At 70.9% G+C, this 19,630-nt stretch carries 17 protein-coding genes and 1 pseudogene; 13 read left to right on the forward strand and 5 right to left on the reverse strand.

Going from position 1 to position 19,630, the window contains the following annotated elements; genetic code table 11:
- The 9 genes and pseudogenes from FREUN1FDRAFT_RS26120 to dnaB form a co-directional block, all read left to right on the forward strand.
- Nucleotides 1-320, forward strand: a pseudogene (locus FREUN1FDRAFT_RS26120) (transposase); the annotation flags it as partial.
- Between the two features lie 357 nt (nt 321-677).
- Nucleotides 678-2,726 carry a glycosyltransferase family 87 protein gene (locus tag FREUN1FDRAFT_RS26125; protein WP_006543264.1) on the forward strand — a complete coding sequence of 683 codons (2,049 nt, stop codon included), beginning with the start codon at nt 678-680 and terminating at the stop codon, nt 2,724-2,726.
- Nucleotides 2,723-3,925 carry a hypothetical protein gene (locus FREUN1FDRAFT_RS26130; protein WP_006543265.1) on the forward strand — a complete coding sequence of 401 codons (1,203 nt, stop codon included), beginning with the start codon at nt 2,723-2,725 and terminating at the stop codon, nt 3,923-3,925. The genes FREUN1FDRAFT_RS26125 and FREUN1FDRAFT_RS26130 overlap by 4 nt, the downstream gene beginning before the upstream one ends.
- 124 nt (nt 3,926-4,049) lie before the next feature.
- The gene (locus FREUN1FDRAFT_RS26135) at nt 4,050-4,322 is read left to right on the forward strand and encodes a hypothetical protein (RefSeq protein ID WP_006543266.1); all 273 of its coding nucleotides are present in this window, start codon (nt 4,050-4,052) and stop codon (nt 4,320-4,322) included.
- 128 nt (nt 4,323-4,450) lie between these two features.
- Nucleotides 4,451-4,777 carry a 30S ribosomal protein S6 gene (gene rpsF, locus FREUN1FDRAFT_RS26140; protein ID WP_006543267.1) on the forward strand — a complete coding sequence of 109 codons (327 nt, stop codon included), beginning with the start codon at nt 4,451-4,453 and terminating at the stop codon, nt 4,775-4,777.
- Between the two features lie 63 nt (nt 4,778-4,840).
- Nucleotides 4,841-5,440, forward strand: a complete 600-nt coding sequence (locus FREUN1FDRAFT_RS26145) for a single-stranded DNA-binding protein (RefSeq protein WP_006543268.1) — start codon at nt 4,841-4,843, stop codon at nt 5,438-5,440.
- A gap of 63 nt (nt 5,441-5,503) precedes the next feature.
- A complete protein-coding gene (rpsR, locus tag FREUN1FDRAFT_RS26150; protein WP_006543269.1) occupies nt 5,504-5,740 on the forward strand; it encodes a 30S ribosomal protein S18 in 237 nt (78 codons plus the stop codon).
- Nucleotides 5,741-5,750: 10 nt separating this feature from the next.
- Complete coding sequence (gene rplI, locus FREUN1FDRAFT_RS26155) at nt 5,751-6,197, forward strand: 50S ribosomal protein L9 (RefSeq protein WP_006543270.1); 447 nt, start codon at nt 5,751-5,753, stop codon at nt 6,195-6,197.
- A gap of 737 nt (nt 6,198-6,934) precedes the next feature.
- Nucleotides 6,935-8,293: a replicative DNA helicase gene (gene dnaB, locus FREUN1FDRAFT_RS26160; RefSeq protein ID WP_006543271.1), complete on the forward strand. Its 1,359-nt coding sequence runs from the start codon at nt 6,935-6,937 to the stop codon at nt 8,291-8,293.
- Nucleotides 8,294-8,407: 114 nt separating this feature from the next.
- Here the strand turns inward: dnaB and FREUN1FDRAFT_RS44270 are convergent, their stop codons facing one another.
- Nucleotides 8,408-8,770, reverse strand: a complete 363-nt coding sequence (locus FREUN1FDRAFT_RS44270; protein ID WP_157475346.1) for a hypothetical protein — start codon at nt 8,768-8,770, stop codon at nt 8,408-8,410.
- 659 nt (nt 8,771-9,429) lie between these two features.
- On the opposite strand from FREUN1FDRAFT_RS44270, the gene FREUN1FDRAFT_RS26165 reads away from it, so the two are divergent.
- From FREUN1FDRAFT_RS26165 to ilvD, 3 genes are all read left to right on the forward strand, one after another.
- A complete protein-coding gene (locus FREUN1FDRAFT_RS26165; protein WP_035953517.1) occupies nt 9,430-9,789 on the forward strand; it encodes an antibiotic biosynthesis monooxygenase in 360 nt (119 codons plus the stop codon).
- A 25-nt stretch (nt 9,790-9,814) separates the two neighbouring features.
- Complete coding sequence (locus tag FREUN1FDRAFT_RS43110) at nt 9,815-10,990, forward strand: hypothetical protein (RefSeq protein ID WP_006543274.1); 1,176 nt, start codon at nt 9,815-9,817, stop codon at nt 10,988-10,990.
- A gap of 256 nt (nt 10,991-11,246) precedes the next feature.
- Nucleotides 11,247-13,100: a dihydroxy-acid dehydratase gene (gene ilvD / locus FREUN1FDRAFT_RS26175; RefSeq protein ID WP_006543275.1), complete on the forward strand. Its 1,854-nt coding sequence runs from the start codon at nt 11,247-11,249 to the stop codon at nt 13,098-13,100.
- 48 nt (nt 13,101-13,148) lie between these two features.
- Here ilvD and egtD read toward each other — a convergent pair whose 3' ends face one another.
- Genes egtD through egtA form a run of 4 tightly spaced genes read right to left on the reverse strand, consistent with a single transcriptional unit; the run spans nt 13,149 to nt 18,329 of the window.
- Nucleotides 13,149-14,315 carry an L-histidine N(alpha)-methyltransferase gene (egtD, locus tag FREUN1FDRAFT_RS26180; protein ID WP_006543276.1) on the reverse strand — a complete coding sequence of 389 codons (1,167 nt, stop codon included), beginning with the start codon at nt 14,313-14,315 and terminating at the stop codon, nt 13,149-13,151.
- Between the two features lie 41 nt (nt 14,316-14,356).
- On the reverse strand, nt 14,357-15,205 hold the full coding sequence (gene egtC / locus FREUN1FDRAFT_RS26185; protein ID WP_006543277.1) for an ergothioneine biosynthesis protein EgtC: 849 nt from the start codon (nt 15,203-15,205) through the stop codon (nt 14,357-14,359).
- A gap of 14 nt (nt 15,206-15,219) precedes the next feature.
- A complete protein-coding gene (gene egtB / locus FREUN1FDRAFT_RS26190; RefSeq protein ID WP_006543278.1) occupies nt 15,220-16,629 on the reverse strand; it encodes an ergothioneine biosynthesis protein EgtB in 1,410 nt (469 codons plus the stop codon).
- On the reverse strand, nt 16,611-18,329 hold the full coding sequence (egtA, locus tag FREUN1FDRAFT_RS26195) for an ergothioneine biosynthesis glutamate--cysteine ligase EgtA (RefSeq protein WP_006543279.1): 1,719 nt from the start codon (nt 18,327-18,329) through the stop codon (nt 16,611-16,613). The genes egtB and egtA overlap by 19 nt, the downstream gene beginning before the upstream one ends.
- Nucleotides 18,330-18,753: 424 nt before the next feature.
- On the opposite strand from egtA, the gene FREUN1FDRAFT_RS26200 reads away from it, so the two are divergent.
- On the forward strand, nt 18,754-19,542 hold the full coding sequence (locus FREUN1FDRAFT_RS26200; protein ID WP_006543280.1) for a nuclease-related domain-containing protein: 789 nt from the start codon (nt 18,754-18,756) through the stop codon (nt 19,540-19,542).
- The last annotated feature ends 88 nt before the right edge of the window (nt 19,543-19,630 follow it).

Genomic DNA, 19,630 nt, shown 5'->3' on the forward strand with positions numbered 1-19,630 from the left:
CCCTGATCACCACCATCCTCGACCCGTCGGGAGGCCCCCGCGGCCGCGCTGGCCGGCGCCTACCACCAGCGGTGGGAACACGAGACCGCGAACCGGCAGGTCAAGACCTACCTGCGCGGCCCGGGAAGGTCCTGCGGTCGCAGTCACCCGAGGGGGTCTACCAGGAGATCTGGGGCTACCTGCTCACCCACCACGCGATCGCCGCGCTGATCTGCGCGGCCGCGACCGCCGCCGGGATCGACCCCGACCGGGTCCGGTTCACCCGGACCGTGAGAGTTCTGCGCCGGCAGGTCGCTGACCCGCCGGCCTTTTCCCCCTGACCAGCAGGAACACGCCCTCACCCTGATCACCACGGACATCACCCGGCCCGCGAAACTCACCCGGCACCGCGAACGCACCTACCCTCGCGCGGTGCGACGCGCCGGCCCGCACCGCTACCCGGTGAAGAAATCCCGCCAGCGCGGTAGGCGTCACTCCGCCCCGCCCACGATCAGGCTCGCCAACCCTGTAGAACCCCAGGCAGCAGCTTGATCAAAATAGGCTAAGTGGCATTAGGACAAGACCTGAGGATCGTGGTCGCAACAACGACCGCGATCCTCAGATCTTCTGGCGGCGGCACGGGCCCCACGGGCGCCTGATCAGTGTCGTCGAACGGGCGCTCAGGTCCGTGTACCAGAATGACCCGCATGGCCACGACCCCGGCGTTGCCCACCCGGTCCAGCCCGGCGCAGAACGACCCCGTGGTCGCGGGCGCCAGCGAGCTGATCGGGGGGCCGCCCGGGCGGCACGCCGTCGTCGGCACCACACGGACGTGGTGGAGCCCGCTGCGGGTGCTGATGCTCTTCGTGGTCATCACCTGCGTGCTCGGCTACGCGCAAAAGTCCGGCTGCCGCGACACCCGCAACTGGACGGACGAGTACCAGTACACCCGGATGTGCTACTCGGACGTGGTCGCCCTCTACAGCCAGGAGGGCCTGGTAGACGGCAAGATCCCCTACCTGGACTACCCCACCGAGTACCCGCCGCTCATCGGCGCGGCGATGCAGCTCGTCTCCTCATTCGCCGGCCTCGGCTCCGCGCCCGTCGCCGTCTTCCGCACCGAGGGCGGGCCGCCCACCCAGGTCTTCGACCACTACTCGATGGACACCCGCTCGGCGCTGTTCTACGACTTCACCGCCCTGCTGTTCCTGATCGCCGCCTGCGTGGCCGTCGCCTGCACCGCGATGACGGCCGGCCAGCGCCGGGTGTGGGACGCGGCCCTGCTCGCGCTGGCACCGATGCTCGCGCTGCACCTGCTGACCAACTGGGACATCCTCGCCGTGGCCTTCGCCGCCGGCGGCCTGCTCGCCTGGTCACGCCGAGCGCCGCGGCTGGCCGGCATCCTGTTCGGCCTCGGCATCGTCACAAAGCTCTACCCGGTGTTCTTCCTGGTCGGCCTGGCGGCGCTGTGCCTGCGCGCCGGGCGGCTGCGCCCGCTGGTGCGCAGCGTGCTCTACGCGGCCGGCACGGTGGTCCTGGTGCTGCTGCCGGTGTGGCTCACCGCCGGCTACTTCAACGGGACGGACAAGGTCAGCGACGGCATCTGGTCCACCTTCTGGGGCGGTGGGAACTGGACCGCGCTGCTCGACGGCGAGTACGCGGGCGGGCACAACGGCCTGCAGCGCTTCTTCGAGCTCAACTCCGAGCGCGGCGCCGACTGGGACTCGCTGGCCTTCGCCCTCTCCTGGGCCGCCGGGAAGTACGAAACCGGCTGGTTCGCGCCGGCGCACCTCGTCGTGATGCTCCTCGGCCTCGCCGCCGTCGGGGCGCTCGCCGCGGTGGCGCTGCGCAACTGGCCCTGGCGGGCCCCGCGGATCATCGGTGCGGCGGCGGTGTGCTGGCTGCTGGTCGCCATCGCCACGCCGCTGCTGCTCACCGCGGTGCACAAGCACGGCATCCCCGTCGGGACCCTGAACGCGGTGACCGCGGCGGCGCTGATCCTGGCCGTCGCCGGTGTGATCGCCCTGGCGCTGCTGGCGCCGCGCCGCCCGCGGGTGCCGCAGATCGTGCTGCTCCTCGTCATCGCGTTCCTGCTGACCAACAAGGTCTTCTCGCCTCAGTACACGATCTGGCTGCTGCCCCTGGTCGCGCTGGCCAGGCCCCGCTGGCGGCTGTTCCTGCTCTGGCAGGCCTGCGAGATCTGGGTGCTGTTCACCAGGTTTATGCACTTCATCTTCAACGACACCTCCGGCGCCGACGGAATCGACCGGGGCTGGTTCGTCGGCGCGGTCGTGCTGCGCGACCTCGTCCTGTGCGTGCTCGCGGCGTTCGTCGTGTCGGAGATCCTGCGGCCCGAGCGCGACGTCGTCCGCGCCGACGGACTGGACGACCCGGCCGGGGGCGTGCTCGACGGGGCACCCGATGTGCGCGGTGGGCGCCTCGGGGCTCGGACCCTGCTGCCGCTGCGCCGGGGGGCCTGGGCCGACGGCACGGCCCCGGCCGAGCCAGCCGGAGCGGCCCGGCCAGCCGAGGCGGCCGACGCAGCCGGGTCCATCACGTCCGTCCACTCCGTCCACGCCGTCCACGCCGCACCGTCCGCTCGGCCCGCTGAGTCCGTCCTGTCCGCTGAGTCCGTCCTGTCCACCGAGTCTGTCCAGTCCGGCCTGGCTGCTCCGTCCGTCCAGTCCGCCCGGCCTGCTTTGCTGCGCCTTCCACCGATCCTTCGCTTGCGGGGGGACGCAGGGTGACCTCGCAGACCCGGGAGGTCGTCGCGGCGGAGCCGGGGAAGCTGGGCGGCTGGAGCGGCTTCGGCGCGGTGCGCACTGCCTGGGCCCGGCTGCCCGCGTGCGTGCAGGCGACCCTGCCGCTGTGGGTGGCGAGCCGGGTCGCGGTGGCCCTCGCGTCGCTCGCCGGGGCGCGGCTGCTCTCCAACGGCCCGGCCCGGGACGTCCCCGGGCTCACGACGCTGTGGGACCGCTGGGATGTCGGCCTGTTCACCAAGGTGGCCCGCTACGGCTACCTCTCGCCGTCCTACTCGGACCGTACCGAGGTCGACTTCCCCGGACTTCCGCTGGCCATCCGGGCCGTGCACGTCGTCGTTCCCGACTGGATCGGCGCCGGTCTGGTGGTCTCGTTCGTGGTCGGCGCGATCGGTGTGGCCGCACTGTGGCGGCTGGCGGCCGACGAGGTGGACGAGGGCGACGCCCGGTTCGCGGTCCTCGCGCTGGTGTGCTTCCCGTACGCGGTGTTCCTCTTCGCCGCGTACTCCGAAGGCTTCTTCCTCGGCTTCGCGACCGCCTCCTGGCTGGCCGCGCGCCGTGACCGGTGGCTGCTCGCCGGCCTGCTGGGAGCGGCGGCGGCCTCCGCCCGGGTGACCGGCATCGCGTTCTGCGCCGCGCTCATCGTCCAGTACGTGCTGGTGCGGCGTGCCGCCGGACGTCCACTGATCGCGAGGCCCGCGCTGGCACTGGCCATCCCGCCGCTGCCGATCGCCGGCTATCTCGTCTACCTGCGGGTCCGCAGCGGGCGGTGGGACTCCTACACCGACGCCATGCACGACGGCTGGCACCGTGCCGTCGACTGGCCCTGGAACGGCTGGTCGCGGACCTGGGGCACGGCCTTCGACGGCGACGGGGCGTCGACGTTCGTCTGGTTCTGGCGCGGCGAGCTGCTCGCGGTCGTCATCGGTGTGCTGCTCACCGGCGCCCTGATCTGGGGCAGGCGCTGGGGGGAGGCGACGTTCGTCGGCCTCATGACGGCGATCATGAGCTTCACGAACTACTACGCGTCCGGGATCCGTGGCATTCTCGTCGCCTTCCCGCTGTATCTGCTGCTCGCGCGGGTCGGTGCACGCTGGCCATGGGTGCGAGGTGCCTATGTCTGGGTGTGCGGGCCACTCATGGTGATCTTCGTCGTGGCCTTCACCCAGGGCTACTGGGTGGACTGACGCCGCGGCGCGGCGCGGCGCGGAGCGAGCGGCGTGGTCCGGCCGGGGTGCGGGTGTGGGTGCGACACGGCCGAGCTGATCGGATGCGTGCCCGGCCGGCCGGACATAGGCAAGGATGTGAGCCGTGACGGGCGACGACCGACAGGGTGGCAGCGCGGGGCCGACGGTGGCGCCCGCGCGCGCGAACGTGCCGCAGCGGCTGGTGGTACCGGCGGCCGCCGCCGGCGTGCTCGCCCTTCTCTTCCTGATCCTGGCGATCGTGGCGGCCGATCCGTCCCGGCACGCCCGCGGGCTGCTGGTCGTCATCGACCTGGTCGGGGTCGTCGGGGTCGGTGCCGTGTGGGCCCGGGTCAGCCGGCTGCTGAGCCTCGCCGACCACCCTGGGCGGGTCGAGTAATCTCGACCAGACATACCGTGTGCCGACGGTGCGCGCGCCTGTAGATGGCGCTCCGCTCACCGGCGCCTGGTTTCCTCCTGCCACGGGTGATCCGTGGCCGTTAGAGTCCACAGGAGGTGGGTTCAACCTTGCCACGCCACTATGAACTGATGGTGATCCTCGACCCCGAGCTCGAGGAGCGCACGGTCGCGCCTTCGCTCGACCAGTACCTCAACGTCGTCCGCCAGGGCGGCGGGGTCGTCGAGAAGGTCGACGTCTGGGGCCGCCGCAGGCTCTCCTACGAGATCGCGAAGAGCTACGAGGGCATCTACGCGGTCATCGACCTGCACACCGAGCCGGCCATCGTCGCCGAGCTGGACCGCCAGCTCGTGCTGAACGAGTCGGTCATCCGCACCAAGGTGATCCGGCTGCCCGAGCCGAAGGCTCCGCGGCCCAGCCGCCGGGCAGCGGCGTGACGCGAGCCGCCCGTTCGGCGCGCTGCGCGCCGGCACGGGCCGTCCAGCGAGGGGAGCGTGACCATGGCCGGTGAGACGGTGATCACGGTCGTCGGCAACCTGACCAGCGATCCCGAACTGCGTTTCACGCCGAACGGCGCCGCGGTCGCGAGCTTCACGGTCGCGGCGACCCCGCGCACACTCGATCGCAACACGAACGAGTGGAAGGACGGCGAGGCGCTCTTCCTGCGTTGCTCGATCTGGCGTCAGGCGGCCGAGAATGTCGCCGAATCCCTCACCAAGGGTTCGCGCGTGATTGTTCAGGGCCGTCTCAAGCAGCGCTCCTTCGAGACCCGCGAGGGCGAGAAGCGCACCGTCATCGAGCTTGACGTTGACGAGATCGGCCCGTCGCTGCGCTACGCGACCACGAAGGTCACCAAGGCCTCCCGCGGTGGCGGTGGCTTCGGCGGCCAGGGCGGCGGTTTCGGTGGTGGCCAGGGTGGTCCTGGCGGTCCAGGTGTTCCAGGTGGTCAGGGCGGCGGCGGCTTCGGCGGCGGCCAGGGTGGCCCCGGCGGCGGCTACGGCGGTGGTCAGGGCGGTGGCGGCGGCGGTTACGCCGGCGGCCCCGCGGACGACCCGTGGTCACAGCCCGCTGGCGGTTATTCCGACGAGCCCCCGTTCTAAGGCGGTCGAATGTCTTCAACGCGCGATCGGAACTCGCGTAACCAAAGAGGTAGGAGCACATCCATGGCCAAGGCGGCCGTGCGCAAGCCCAAGAAGAAGGTTTGCGTCTTCTGTAAGGACAAGGTTCACTACATCGATTACAAGGACACCTCGCTGCTCCGCAAGTTCATCTCGGACCGCGGGAAGATCCGCGCCCGTCGGGTGACCGGCAACTGCAGCCAGCACCAGCGTGACGTGGCGACCGCGGTGAAGAACAGCCGCGAGATGGCACTGCTTCCGTACACCTCGACGGCTCGCTGAGGGGGATGAGATGAAGCTCGTCCTCACCCAGGAGGTCCCCGGCCTCGGTAGCCCGGGGGACATCGTCGACGTGGCCGACGGCTACGGGCGCAACTACCTGGTTCCGCGCAAGTACGCGATCCTCGCGACCCGCGGCGCCGAGCGTCAGGTCGCGCAGATCAAGCGGGCGCGGGACGCGCGCGCTGTGCGTGACCTCGACCACGCCAAGGAGATCGCCGGCCAGCTGGCCGGTCTGTCCGTGCGGCTGACCGGCCGCGCGGGCAAGGAGGGCCGGCTGTTCGGCTCGGTGACCGCGGCTGACGTCGTCGCCGCCGTCACCAACGCCGGCGGCCCGGAGCTGGACCGTCGCCGCGTCGAGCTGAGCACGCCGATCAAGGCGCTCGGCTCGCACTCCGTATCGGTCCACCTGCACCCGGAGATCACCGCGAAGCTGACCGTCCAGGTCGTCTCGGCCTGACTTCTCGACCGGTGTCGCGGCTGTCCCCTCGCCGGGGGCGCCGCGGCACCGGCGACGGTCCACCCGCGGCGCCACGCCTTGTCGTCGGCGCCGCGTTTCTTTGCCGCTGCCACGCGTAGATCACTGCGGATCGGTGTCCGGTCGGCGTGTGCGACCAGGAGGCGGAAGCGGCAGCGGGACACTTGAGGCGAACGGGATCGGCGTCCACCGGGGCGTTCGATCCGTCTGGTGGCGTGGCGGGGCCAGCTGCGGAGGGTGAGACCGGACGTCAGGGCGATATAGCCCGAATGGGTTAGTCGGCGCAGTAGCCCGAAAGTCGACTGAACTATTTTCCGTCCACAGGTGGGATCGGGCCGCTGGGCGTTGCGCGCTGCGGGTTCGCGTCAGGATCGCAGGGCCCTGTCCACAACCGGGCGCGGCACTATCCCGAGGTGGTCCCCAGATCTTCCGCAGTTACCAACAGGTTGTCCACAGGGTGCTGTGGACAACTTTTTGGAGCCTCCCCGTGTCTGCGCCTACTGTCGGACCGTCCACACTGGCTAGCTATCCCCTGGATCGGGATAGTCCGTACGGGCGGGGGATTAATGATCTTGAGGTGGTCGGGCGGACGGGCGAGTTGACAGGTCCCGCAGGCCAATCGAACATAGGTTCGATTTCGGTGGCTGGGGTGGGCCTGCCTCGGGTGGGCCCGCCGTTGACGGGTCGGGTTCGGGTCGGCCCAGGGCGGGGGGTAGGGCGTGAGCGTCACCGATATCAATCGCGGGTCCGGAACGCCGGTCGAGTTCGACCGGACCCCGCCGCACGATCTTCCGGCCGAGCAGAGCGTGCTCGGCGGGATGCTGCTCTCCAAGGACGCGATCGCCGACGTCGTCGAGGTGCTCACCGCGAACGACTTCTACCGGCCGGCACACGCGACCGTGTTCGAGACGATCGGTGATCTCTACGGGCGGGGTGAGCCGGCCGACGTCATCAGCGTCGCCGCCGAGCTCGGCCGGCAGAACCTGCTGGAGCGGGTCGGCGGGCCCGCCTACATGCACACGCTGATCTCCAGCGTCCCGACCGCGGCGAACGCCGGGTACTACGCGCGGATCGTCGCGGAGAAGGCCGTCCTGCGCCGGCTCGCCGAAGCCGGCACCCGCATCGTCCAGCTCGCCTTCGGCCCCGCACCCGACGTGAGCGAGGTCGTCGACCGGGCCCAGGCCGCCGTGTACGAGGTGACGGAACGGCGGTCCAGCGATGACTACACCCCCCTCGGGGAGCTGCTCAACCCGGCGCTGGAGGAGATCGAGGCCATCCAGGGCCATGACGGGGCGCTCACCGGCGTCCCAACCGGCTTCACCGACCTCGACGAGCTCACCAACGGCCTGCACGGCGGCCAGCTCTGGATCGTCGCGGCCCGGCCCGCGGTCGGAAAGTCCACCCTGGGCCTGGACTTCGCCCGGGCCGCGTCCATCAAGAACGGGATGACATCGGTCATCTTCTCGCTGGAGATGAGCCGCATGGAGATCACCATGCGGCTGCTCTCCGCGGAGGCGCGGGTGTCGCTGCAGAACATCCGCACCGGCCGGCTGACGGACGATGACTGGGGCCGGCTCGCCCGGCGGATGGGCGAGGTCGCGGAGGCCCCGCTCTACATCGACGACAGCCCGAACCTCACGATGATGGAGATCCGGGCCAAGGCCAGGCGCCTCAAGCAGCGCAACGACCTGCGCCTGGTCATCCTCGACTACCTGCAGCTCATGTCGTCGCCGAAGAAGGTGGAGAGCCGCCAGCAGGAGGTCAGCGAGATCTCGCGGTCACTGAAGCTGCTGGCGAAGGAGCTGGAGGTTCCGGTCGTGGCGATCTCGCAGCTCAACCGTGCCTCCGAGCAGCGGGCCGACAAGCGCCCGCAGGTGTCCGACCTGCGTGAGTCCGGAAGCCTCGAGCAGGACGCCGACGCTGTGATCCTGCTGTACCGCGAGGACGCGGTCGAGAAGGAGTCCGCCCGGGCCGGCGAGGCCGACCTCATCATCGCCAAGCACCGTAACGGCCCCACCGGCACCGTCACCGTCGCGTTCCAGGGCCACTACTCGCGCTTCGTCGACATGGCCAACTAGTGCCCCGTGCGCCGAAGACATCCCCGGCGCCGGTGGTGAGCTCGACCAAATCCTCAGCTAGGTGAGCTGCGACTTCGGGCTGGCAGTGAGCCAGCCAGGAAGCTCCAGCCTCACTCAGTAGGCCAAGGTAGTCCCGCGATAGTCCGAATGGTCGCCATAGGTGTTGTCGTAGGTGGCCCCCGAGCTTGCGAGGTAGCCGCCTGCATCGCTGATGAACTGGGTGAAGCATTCCGGGTGCGGAACTCCGGAAGACGAGCAGGTGACCACGTTCTGGGGCTGGATCGGCGGAATTCCGTCGGTTGCCCTGACTTCAACGCGAAGCACGCCACTACCGTCAGGGTAGGGGGCGTTGATGTAGGCGTGACCCTTGATTGTTCGGCATGTTGGGCTGTAGATGCTTTCGACGTACCCTACAGAACCCTTCTCTGTGTGAACCCCATCCAGATCGGTCCAGTAGAGCTGCGCCGACGCGACCACACGCGCGTCTCTTGCTGACTCTTCACAGGTTGCGGCAGCCGCCGGGGTTGCGTTGAAAACCCCGTTCCAGCCGGTTATCGCTACTGTAGGAACGAGAAGGCCGAGAGCGGTCGCCTGTCGATTCCTATTCATTTTTCGTCCTCCGCAAGAAGATGGGCGTGAATTGGCTTGGGTGTAGCATGGAGATCCGACGTGTACCGTCGTCGAAAGAATCTCCGAACATTCGGAGTGTCAAATTCATGCACATGAGGTGCCGTAATTGAACGTCTCGATTGCTGTGACAAGTTTCGATAGTTTCTGTCGCTCAGTCAAGGGCTTTCCGCGCTTTGTCGGGTTGTGCCGGATTCGAGCGTCACAGATTGTCGAAAATCGGGGAAGGGGTGCCGTAAAAGGCCAGCTCAGTCGACTACTCTGTGCTATGAATACTCTACTGGGGAGATTTTAGTCACAAATCTGCCGTTATGACCTCGATGGATCCCGGGCGGCGTCCCTGGTTGTCTGTCCGCATCTGTCTGCCGCGAACGGTCAGCAGGCGCGCGGCCGCGCAGCCGGCACGTGCCGCGCGGCGCATGGCCGCTTCGTGGGTTTCTCCGGAGGGTTGGTGACTCCGTGCGGCCGCCCGCATGAAGAGCCGCCCCAGCGGTGACAGACTGGACGCCATGAGCGTTTCCGGTGTTCCCCCGCGCGACTCCGGGGTGGTCGAGGTCGCGAGGTTCGAAGTCAGGCCTGGCAGCGAGGACGACTTCGCGGCCGCCTACCGGCTTGTCCGCCATGAGCTGGTCACCACCCCTGGATGCCGGTCTGTCCGGATGACGCGGGGTGTCGAGTCGCCGTCCCGGTTCGTGCTGCTCGTTGACTGGGACAGCCTGGAGGCGCACACCGAGACGTTCCGCGGCTCCGACCGGTTCACCCGGTGGCGGGCGGCGCTGTCGCCGTTCTTCGCCGGCGACCCGTCGGTGGAGCACGTCGTGGCGATCGCGGACCGCCCGGAGCCGGCCGCGCCGGGCTCGTCGGCCTAGCGCGCCCCGGGCCAGCCTGATCCCAATGGCCACGTTCTTCGAGTACCTCGTCTTCGCTCCGCTCACCGCCACCTTCTTCGGTTTCCTTCTGTGGTTGTTCGTCGCGATCGTGCTGCGCAGGGTGGTCGAGCGGGTGAGGTTCCGCCCGATCGTCTTCTTCGTGACCGGATACGCCTTCATCGGCGTGCTGAGCGTCTACCAGCTGATCGGGTACGAGGATCATGACGTCGCGCCGCTGCTGGGCACCGTCGCCTCGTTGGTCCTCGTGGTGCTGGTCAGCCGGTGGTGGCGAGGCCGGCGTGGGTCGAGGACGGTCGCGCGCTTCAACCGGGCGACGGGGCCACAGCCGGGTTCGCGGCTGCTCGGAGGTCCGGTCGGGTACGGCACCGCCCAGCCGGGGGGCGTGCCCGGTGTTCCCGGAGCGCCGGGAGCACCCGGGGCGGCAGAAACGCCCGGAGTGCCCGGTGCGCCGGGGGTGGCTGGTCCGTACGGGGGGCCTTACGGGCCACCGGGGTATCCGCCCTACCCGGGGAGCGGTCCGGGCGCCCCGGGGTATCAGGGGTATCCACCCCACTACCCGGGGTATCCGGGGAATCCGGGTCAGGTCGCGCATCCGGGCCACCCCGGGGCTGCGGCGCCGGCCGGTGAGCCGTTCGTCCCGCCGCATGGCCGGCCTGATGAGCCGGGCTGGACGCCCGCACCCCAGCCGCCGCCGAGCGCAGGCCGTCGGGCCGGCTACCCGCTCGCGGCACCGCCGCCGGAAGGAACCACCGGCCTGCCCGGGGCTCCCCCACCCGGTTCCGCGGAACCGGCCCCCGGGAACGCTGCCCATGGGAATCCGTCAACGCCAAGCCCGTTCTCCGCCGCCGACGTGCCGGTGCCGGAGATGCCGGCGCCGGATCCCGACCGGCCGGATCCGAACGCGCAAGCGGATATAGATCCGACCTGGCTGGAGTTCCTGGCCACCGAGTCCGGCGGTTCCGGTCTCGGCCCCGGTTCCGGTCCCGGCCGACCCAGCGGGCCCGACAGGCCACCGGGGCCGGGTGGGCCTGACCGACCTGGCCGCACCGGTCGGCGAGGCACGTCCGGGCCGCCCTCGGCGCCGAACGGACCGACGGGTCCGTCGGACATCGACGGCATGGACGACACCGACGGCACCGACGACCCCGGTTCCGGCCCGGGCCGAGGCTGGACGCCCTGACCGGCACCGTCGCCGTCCCGACGACGTCCCGACGGACGCAAGGCGTAGCCTGAGCGGTGGCGAGCCTCCGGACCGGGGCGCGCCTGGAGTGTCTGCGGTCGGCTCGGGAACCTCGGTGTCGGCCCCAACCTCGGTGTCGGCCCCGCTGTGCGGGCGATGCGGACGATGCGGATCGGTGCCCACCCGCCCGAGCCCAGGTCTGGCGTCCCGAGCACACCGTCCGTTCGTGCCCTGTAATTCCAGCCCAGAGGTCGAGATGCCCGCTCTGCGTTCCCGCACCACCACCCACGGCCGCAACATGGCCGGTGCCCGCGCTCTCTGGCGGGCCACCGGCATGACAGATGACGACTTCGGCAAGCCGATCATCGCGATCGCGAACAGCTTCACCCAGTTCGTCCCAGGTCACGTCCACCTGCGCGACCTGGGGACGATCGTCGCGGACGCCGTGGTCGGCTCGGGCGGTGTGGCCAAGGAGTTCAACACGATCGCCGTGGACGACGGGATCGCGATGGGCCACGGCGGCATGCTGTACTCCCTGCCGTCCCGGGAGATCATCGCGGACAGCGTCGAGTACATGGTCAACGCGCACTGCGCCGACGCGCTGGTCTGCATCTCCAACTGTGACAAGATCACCCCTGGCATGCTGCTGGCCGCGCTGCGGCTGAACATCCCCACCGTGTTCGTCTCCGGCGGGGCGATGGAGTCGGGGCAGGCCGTCATCAACGGCGGCGTCGCCCACTCCCGGCTGGACCTGATCGACGCGCTGACCGCCGCGGTGAACCCGGCCGTCAGCGACGAGCAGCTCGACACCATCGAGCGTTCCGCCTGCCCGACCTGCGGCTCGTGTTCCGGGATGTTCACCGCGAACTCGATGAACTGCCTGACCGAGGCACTGGGCCTCTCACTGCCGGGCAACGGGTCGACGCTGGCGACCGCCGCGGCGCGCCGCGGCCTGTTCGTCGAGGCCGGCCGCCTGGTCGTCGACCTCGCTCGGCGCTACTACGAAAAGGACGACGAGGCCGTCCTGCCGCGCTCGATCGCGACCGCGGCCGCGTTCCGCAACGCCTTCGCGGTGGACGTCGCGATGGGCGGCTCCACGAACACGGTGCTGCACCTGCTCGCCGCCGCCGTCGAGGCCGGTGTCGACGTCACGCTCGACGACATCGACCGGATCTCCCGGTCGGTGGCCTGCCTGTGCAAGGTGGCGCCGAGCTCGACCGACTACTACATGGAGGACGTCCACCGGGCCGGCGGGATCCCGGCGATCCTCGGTGAGCTCGACCGCGGTGGGCTGCTCGACCCGAACGTGCACAGTGTGCACGCGGCGAGCCTGCGCGAGTTCCTCGACCGCTGGGACGTGCGCGGCACGGACCCGTCCCCGGACGCGATCGAGCTGTTCCACGCGGCGCCTGGCGGGGTGCGTACCGTCGAGCCGTTCAGCTCCACGAACCGGTGGGACACCCTCGACACCGATGCGGAGAAGGGCTGCATCCGCTCGGTGGCGCACGCCTACTCGGCCGACGGTGGTCTCGCTGTACTCCGTGGCAACCTGGCGCCCGACGGCGCCGTGGTGAAGACCGCCGGCGTCCCCGAGAGCCAGTGGTCGTTCCGCGGTCCGGCCGTGGTGGTGGAAAGCCAGGAGGCCGCGGTCGACGCGATCCTGAACAAGGTCGTCAAGGCCGGCGATGTGATCATCGTCCGCTACGAGGGCCCGCGCGGCGGCCCGGGCATGCAGGAGATGCTCTACCCGACCGCGTTCCTCAAGGGCCGTGGGCTCGGCCCGCAGTGCGCTCTGATCACCGACGGCCGTTTCTCCGGCGGCAGCTCGGGCCTGTCGATCGGCCATGTCTCGCCGGAGGCGGCGCACGGCGGGCCGATCGCGCTGGTGCGTGACGGCGACATCGTCGAGATCGACATCCCGACCCGGCGGCTGGAGCTGCTGGTGTCGGAGGAGGAGCTCGCCGCGCGGCGGGCGGAGATCGAGGCCGGTGTCGGCTACCGCCCGGTGGGCCGGGAGCGCCAGGTGTCGGCCGCGCTGCGCGCGTACGCGGCGATGGCGACCTCGGCGTCGACCGGCGCCGCCCGCGACGTCGGGCTGATCACCGGCTGATCACCGGCTGAGCCCTGAGCACCACACGGGCCTGGCGGCCGTCCCGGCTCAGGCCGGGACGGCCAGCGTCAGCGCGAAGTCGCCGTCCGGGTCGGTCCACTGCGCGCTGGTGCCGAGGCCGGCCGCCGCGAGTTCGGCCCGGATGCCTTCGAGCGTGAACTTGGTGCTGATCTCGGTGCGCATCTGCTCGTCCGCGCCGAAGCGGGTGACCAGGCCGAGGGCACGCACGTTGGCCTCCTGCTCGCGAACGCTGCGCAGCCGCATCTCGATCCAGGAGTTCTCCGGATCCCAGGCCGCGACGTGCGCGAAGCCGCGCAGGTCGAAGTCGGCGTCGAGCTCCCGGTTGATCACGGAGAGGACGTTGCGGTTGAAGGCGGCCGTCACGCCCGCGCTGTCGTCGTAGGCCGCGACCAGGCGGGCGGGGTCCTTGACGAGGTCGGTGCCGAGCAGCAGCGCGTCGCCGTCGCGGAACTGGTCCCGCAGGGCGCGCAGGAACGTCCCGCGGGTCTCGGGACGGAGGTTCCCGATCGTGCCGCCGAGGAAGGCGACGAGCCGCCGGTCGGCCGCCACGCCGCCCGCGCCCGCGCTCTCGCTGTCGCCGCCCGCGGAGCCGGGGAGGAAGGCCAGGTGGCGTTCGAAGTCGCCGACCACGGCGTGCACGGAGATGCCCGGGTAGGAGCGGAGGATCTCCTGGCCCGCCCGCAAAAGGGTCTCCTCGTCGACGTCGAACGGGACGAAGCGGCGGAGCACCCCGGCCTTGCGCAGTGCGTCCAGGAGCAGACGGGTCTTCTCCGACGTGCCCGAACCCAGTTCGATCAGCGTCGTCGCCGGGCAGGCCGTGGCGATCCGCGCGGCGTTCGCGGCGAGCACGGCGTGTTCGCGCCGGGTCGGGTAGTACTCGGGCAGCCGGGTGATCCGGTCGAACAGCAGGCTGCCGGTGGCGTCGTAGAACCACTTGGGCGGCAGCTCGCGCGGATTCGCGGTCAGCCCGGCTCGGACGTCGGCGGCGAGGGACGCATGCCGTTCGGCGGCGGCGAGATGGCGTGTGACAGTGATACCGGCGCCCGGCACCGACCCCCCCGACCCCGATCCGTTGGCTGTTGTGTCCTTCGGCCGGGTGGGCTCGTCGCGGATGCCGCTCGGGTCGCCGCCGGTGGCTCCGGCGAAGGCGGACCCGCGCGCTTCCCTGGCAGTTGCGGGTGTCCTGGATGTCAACGTGGGCCCTCCGTCTACTCGTGCGACTCACAGTAGTCGTTCTAAGAGATCAAACTACTAAGAGTGACTTTGCGTGTGTCGGCCACCAGGAGATGTAGGTCGGGTACGTCGATCCAGCCCGAACTGTCGTCGTTGTTGCGGTTGCCGCCGTCGTCGCTGTCACCTTTGTCGTCGTCGTCGCTGTCGCTGTCGCTGTCGTCGTCGCTGTCGCTGTCGTCGTCGCTGTCGCTGTCGTCGTCCGGCTCGCTCGCGACGAGAACGCCGTCGGGCCCCGCCCGGTAGCTGAGGGTGTCCCGCCAGGTGGTGGCCACGATCTGGGTGCCATCCGTGACCAGGAGGTTGAGTCGGGCCGGGGTCCCGTCCGGTTCGGTGAGCTCACTCAGGGTCAGTACGACATCCGCCACGGCCTTCGGCAGCGGCAGCCGGGATGTGCTCTCCCAGAGCAGGGCGGCCACGATGGCCGAGTCGCAGCGGGAGTCCGGCACCGGTGCGCCGGGCCGGGCCAGCAGCTCACTCATCGCGGCCTCGGCGTTCACCCGGCCGTTGTGGCTCATCAGCAGCGTGCCGTGGGTGAACGGCGCCGTCGCGGTCTCCTCCACCGGCATGCCGACGGTCGCGCTGCGCACGGCGGCGAGCACGCAGGACGAACTGATCGTTCCAGCGATCGACTCGTACGAGGCATCCGTCCACATGGGTACCGCGCGCCGGTAACGCGCTGGTTCCGGGCGCAGGTCCGGCGCGTACCAGCCGACTCCGAAACCGTCGGCGTTGATGGTTCCATGCCGCATCCGGCGTGGCGCCCAGGACTGGCGCAGCAGGCCGAACGGCGGGTCGACGGTGAGCGCCGCGAGCGTGCGAGGAGCCCCGAGCCAGGCCAGATGGCGGCACACAGGTGCTCCCTTCCTCAGGATGGCCCGGCGTCGCGCGCGAGCCGGAACCCGGCGAAGATCTGCCTGCGGATCGGAAAGTCCCAGTTGCGGAAGGTGGACCGGACCGCACTGGGGTGGGTCGCCCAGGAACCGCCACGCAACACCCGATAACGGGCGGACTCGCCGCCCTGAGGATAGAAGACCTCGCTGTACTCCCGATACGGGAACGAGGCGAATCCGGGATACGGAGTGAATCCGCTCGCGGTCCACTCCCATACGTCCCCGATCATCTGTTCGGCTCCGCACGGGCTGGCCCCGGCCGGCCGGCTACCGACCGGTGCGGGCCTGGCCCGCCCGTGCCCCAGGTTCGCAAGCTCGGACGTCGGGTCGGTGTCGCCCCATGGATACCGCCGTGAACGCCCGGTGACAGGGTCGTGCGCGCAGGCCTTCTCCCACTCGGCCTCCGTGGGCAGCCGCCGCCCGGCCCAGCGGGCGTGCGCCTCGGCCTCGTACCAGCACACATGCTGCACCGGCTCGTCCGGTGGGACGGGCTCGACCCGCCCGAAACGCTGTCGCGTCCACACATCGCCGTCGCGGGACCAGAACAGCGGCGCGCTCAGGTCCTCCTCGCAGCGCCAGGCCCAGCCGTCGGCCGACCAGAGCCGCTCATCGTCATAGCCGCCGTCGGCGATGAACTCCATCTGCGCCCGGTTCGTGACCGGGAACCGGCCGATGTGGAAGGCGGGCAGGTGGACGGTGTGCGCGGGCCGTTCGTTGTCGTAGGCCCACGGTTCGGTCGACGTCCCCATGGTGAACTCGCCGGCCGGGACGAGGACCTCCTCCGCGTCGCCCGCCGCCCGCGCCGAGGTGCCGGCCAGTTCGCCGTCCGGGCGGTCTGCGTCCACGGGGTCCGCCAGGACGGGCGGCCCCGTGCGTAGCTGCAGCGTGGCGAGCATCGTCTCGTCGTGCTGGTGCTCGTGCTGGATGACCATGCCGTACACGAACGAGTCAGCCAGCAGCCGGTTCCGCGGAACCGGCTCCGCCCCCACCCTCGCCCCTGCCTCGGCGCCGGGACGCGGCAGCAGCAGATCGGGCTCCAGCGCGGCGAGGACGTCCAGTACCCGGGCGCGGACGTCCCGCAGGTAGCCACGGGCCTCGTTCGGGCCGAGCAGCGGCAGGGACGTCCGGGTGGCCCGCTTGTGCCGGAACGCGTCGTAGACGTCGTCCAGCCCGGTGTGCAGCTCCCTGGCCTCGGTCAGCGCGCGCAGCAGCCAGATCTCCTCGTAGTTGCCGACGTGGGCGAGGTCCCACACCAGCGGCGACATCAGGGGGGAGTGCTGGCGCAGCAGATCGTCGTCGGTGAGGTCGGTGTAGGTGAGCGAGCGGCGCCGGGCGGCGTCGAGCTCGCCGGCCACCGCCGCCGCGGTCAGGGGACCAGGACGCACTGGGACGCCTCCTCGCGTAGCAGCTCCGCCGGCCCGCGGGCGGCGAGGCGCAGGCTCAGATCATCGGCCGGCGAGCGTCGCCGCCGGGTGTAGCGATCCGCGAAGGCCTCGACGGCGAGGCGCAGCTCCGGATCACCGCCGGCACGAGTCAGCGCCTCCACGGCGAGGTCGACGCACCGCACCGCCGCGCGGTGCAGCGCCGGGTCCCGCAGCCCCAGCCGGGCCGCCAGCCGGGCCCGGCCGGCGACCGCCACACTGGCCGCGAGGGCCTCGCGGGCCGCGAGCGGATCGTCGAACAGGACCGACGCGACGGCCACCGGGACCGGCCACAGCTCCGACGGCTGTGCGTCCAGGTAGCGCAGCTCCAGCCAGCCGCGTGGACGGACCGGCGGGAAGAGGGTCGTCGCATGCCAGCCGAGGTCCTGGCGCGTCGGCCGGCGGGTGCTCGGCGCCGCCCGCCCGCCCGCCAGCCAGTCGCCGAAGGTCGCCCGGTGCCCGACGGCCTGATACTCGCCGTCGTCCCCCGCGATCATCATGAGGTGGGCGTCGCGCAGGTAGCGCGCCCACAGCCAGGCCAGATGGTCGGTTCCGCCGCGCGGGTTCCAGTCGGTCGGCGGCACCGTCGGGTCGGGCAGGACGGGGCCGGTGCGGCTCGGGTCGATCCTGGCCCAGACCTCCTGCCGGCCGGACTGCCAGGCAATCGGCTGGTCGGCCGGCATCGGCGACGCGGCGAACATCGCGATCAGCACCGGCTCCAGGGCGTGGGCGAGCCGGAAACGCTCGACGGTCTGCGCCACGTCGGCACCGCTGTCCAGGTTGACCTGGACGGACGCGGTGGAGCACATCATCGTCAGCCCGGCCTCACCGCCGACGGCGCGGAAATGCTCCTCCATCGCTACATATCGGGAGGCCGCCGTGTGGCGGCGCGGCGGCCGCAGCGGGTCCACCCCGAGGCCGGCCAGACCGAGGCCGTGGCGGGCGAGCGCGCCGCGGACGAGTGTGAGGTCACCGCGCATCGCGGCGACGGCGTCCGCCAGGGGGAGTGGCGGACCGGACAGCTCGAGCTGCCCGCCCGGTTCGAAGGTGAGCCGGCTGCCGCCGGGCAGCGAGGGCAGTGAGGGCGAGGTCGGCGGGGCCGGCGGTCCGGCGCCCGGCCCTGGCCCCGGCCCCGGCCCCGGAAGGGCCGACCGGACGGATGCCCCTGCGGTTCCGAGCGCCCCGGTGGTTCGGAGCGCCCCGGTGGTTCCGAGCGCCTCGACGAGGGCTGCGGCCGTCTCGTCCGGCGGGACAGAGCGGGAGGGACGTGCGACGTCGACGACGAGCCACTCGAGCTCGATGCCGACCCGGCGCGTGTCCGCCCGTCCGGCGGCTTCGGCGGCTCCTTCTCCGGCCGAGGCTCCCGCTCCTGCTCCTGCTCCTGCTCCGGACCCGGCCGGGCCCTCGGTTCTCGCATCGGCGCTGGTTCTGGCATCGGTGCTGGTTCTGGCATCGGTGCTGGTGACGTCGTGGGTGGCGAGTTCGACGAGGTCGTCGAACGACCGCAGCTCCGCCGCGGCGGACTCATCGGAGGAAGCAGATGCGGATGTGATCTTTATGCGGGCCGCCTCGTCGGTCGTCTCGGGCTGACCGGTCGGGCCGTTTGGGCTGGTCCGACTCGTTTGCCTGCGTCCAGAAGCCTCAGGTGTCACGCGAGGTGGCATCGAGCGGCTCCTCTCCCCTGCGCCTCGGCCACGTCGACAGGCGCCTATCGTGAGGGCGTTCTCCCCACAGCGGCGGCTCGGCTACCCCTCGTCGGGTAGCGGGCGCAGCGCCGTGGGTTGTGGGCTGTCTCCACCTGGCACTCTCCACCTGACACAAGGCGTGGGGGCAGCCACCACTTCCCAGGCGGGGGCATGTACATCTTCGGTAGTTCTTTCGGTTATTCCACGCTTCCGGGCTGTTGCGGTCGCGTTTTCGATGGAAGTGTGATCCTCACGATGAAGATTGCTGGTAGCGCCCGGTGACCGGATCGCGGCAGACTCGCGGTACCCACCTGCGGTCCCCCGAAGCGCGGCGGCGGTACCGAGCTGACAGGAGGTGGTGACCGCGGACACTCATGATCGCGTGCCGGCTGGCCGGTCAGCCATGGCCGAGTACCAGCGTCGACGGCAGCTGTACGCGGCGGAGCGCGGCGACAGATCACGACGTGTGGCCGTCGTGGCGGCTGTCGGCGCTGCCGGCGCGGGTGCGCTCGCAGGGTTTCTCTGCGGTCTAGGCGGGTTACCGGCCGCACGGGTGGCGCAGGCCGCGGTGCTCGGCGCGCTCGTGGTCCTCGGTGCGTTCGCCATCCGCTACTACCGCGTTCCACCGGAGATCGAGGCCTGGCGGTTGGACGCCGAGGCCGAGCGCCGCACCGCCCGCTCCCTGGACCGGCTCGGCCGCGCCGGCTACACCGTGCTCCACGACCGGCAGCTCGCGGACTCCGCGGGCAACATCGACCACCTGGTCATCGGCCCGTCCGGCGCCTGGGTGATCGAGACCGACACCCACGGCGGTCCGATCAGGCAGAACCCGGCGGGTGTGTGGGCCGGCAAGGTTCCGCTGCGTGCCATGCTCGGTCTGGTCGCGTGGATGGGCGAGGAGGCCACCAGCCAGCTCGTCGCCGAGCTGCCCGCCGGCTGGCAGCTCGAGGCACAGTCGGTCGTCGCGTTCGCGCGGGCGGAGGTGCCGGACGGCCTCGCGCTGGTCGATGGTGTCCTGCTGTTGCCCGTGGCCGGGGTCGCGGACTACATCCTGGCCGCCGGCGTGGTGCTGCGCCCGATCGACGTCGCGCTGCTCGTCGACGTGGCGCAGCGGGTCCTGCCGGGGTACGAGGTCGCCGGGCCGCAGGCCTGGCCCACCCGATCGCGGCTGCGAGGGATGCTGCGCAGATAGCGCGTCCGAGATCCTGGCGCAGGTCGGGTCGACGGACTCACATGGTCGGCGGCCGTCGGCAGGCTTGTTCCTCTGCCATGGACGCAGT

This window comes from Parafrankia sp. EUN1f, from assembly GCF_000177675.1.
In the GTDB taxonomy this organism is placed as follows: Bacteria; Actinomycetota; Actinomycetes; order Frankiales; family Frankiaceae; genus Parafrankia.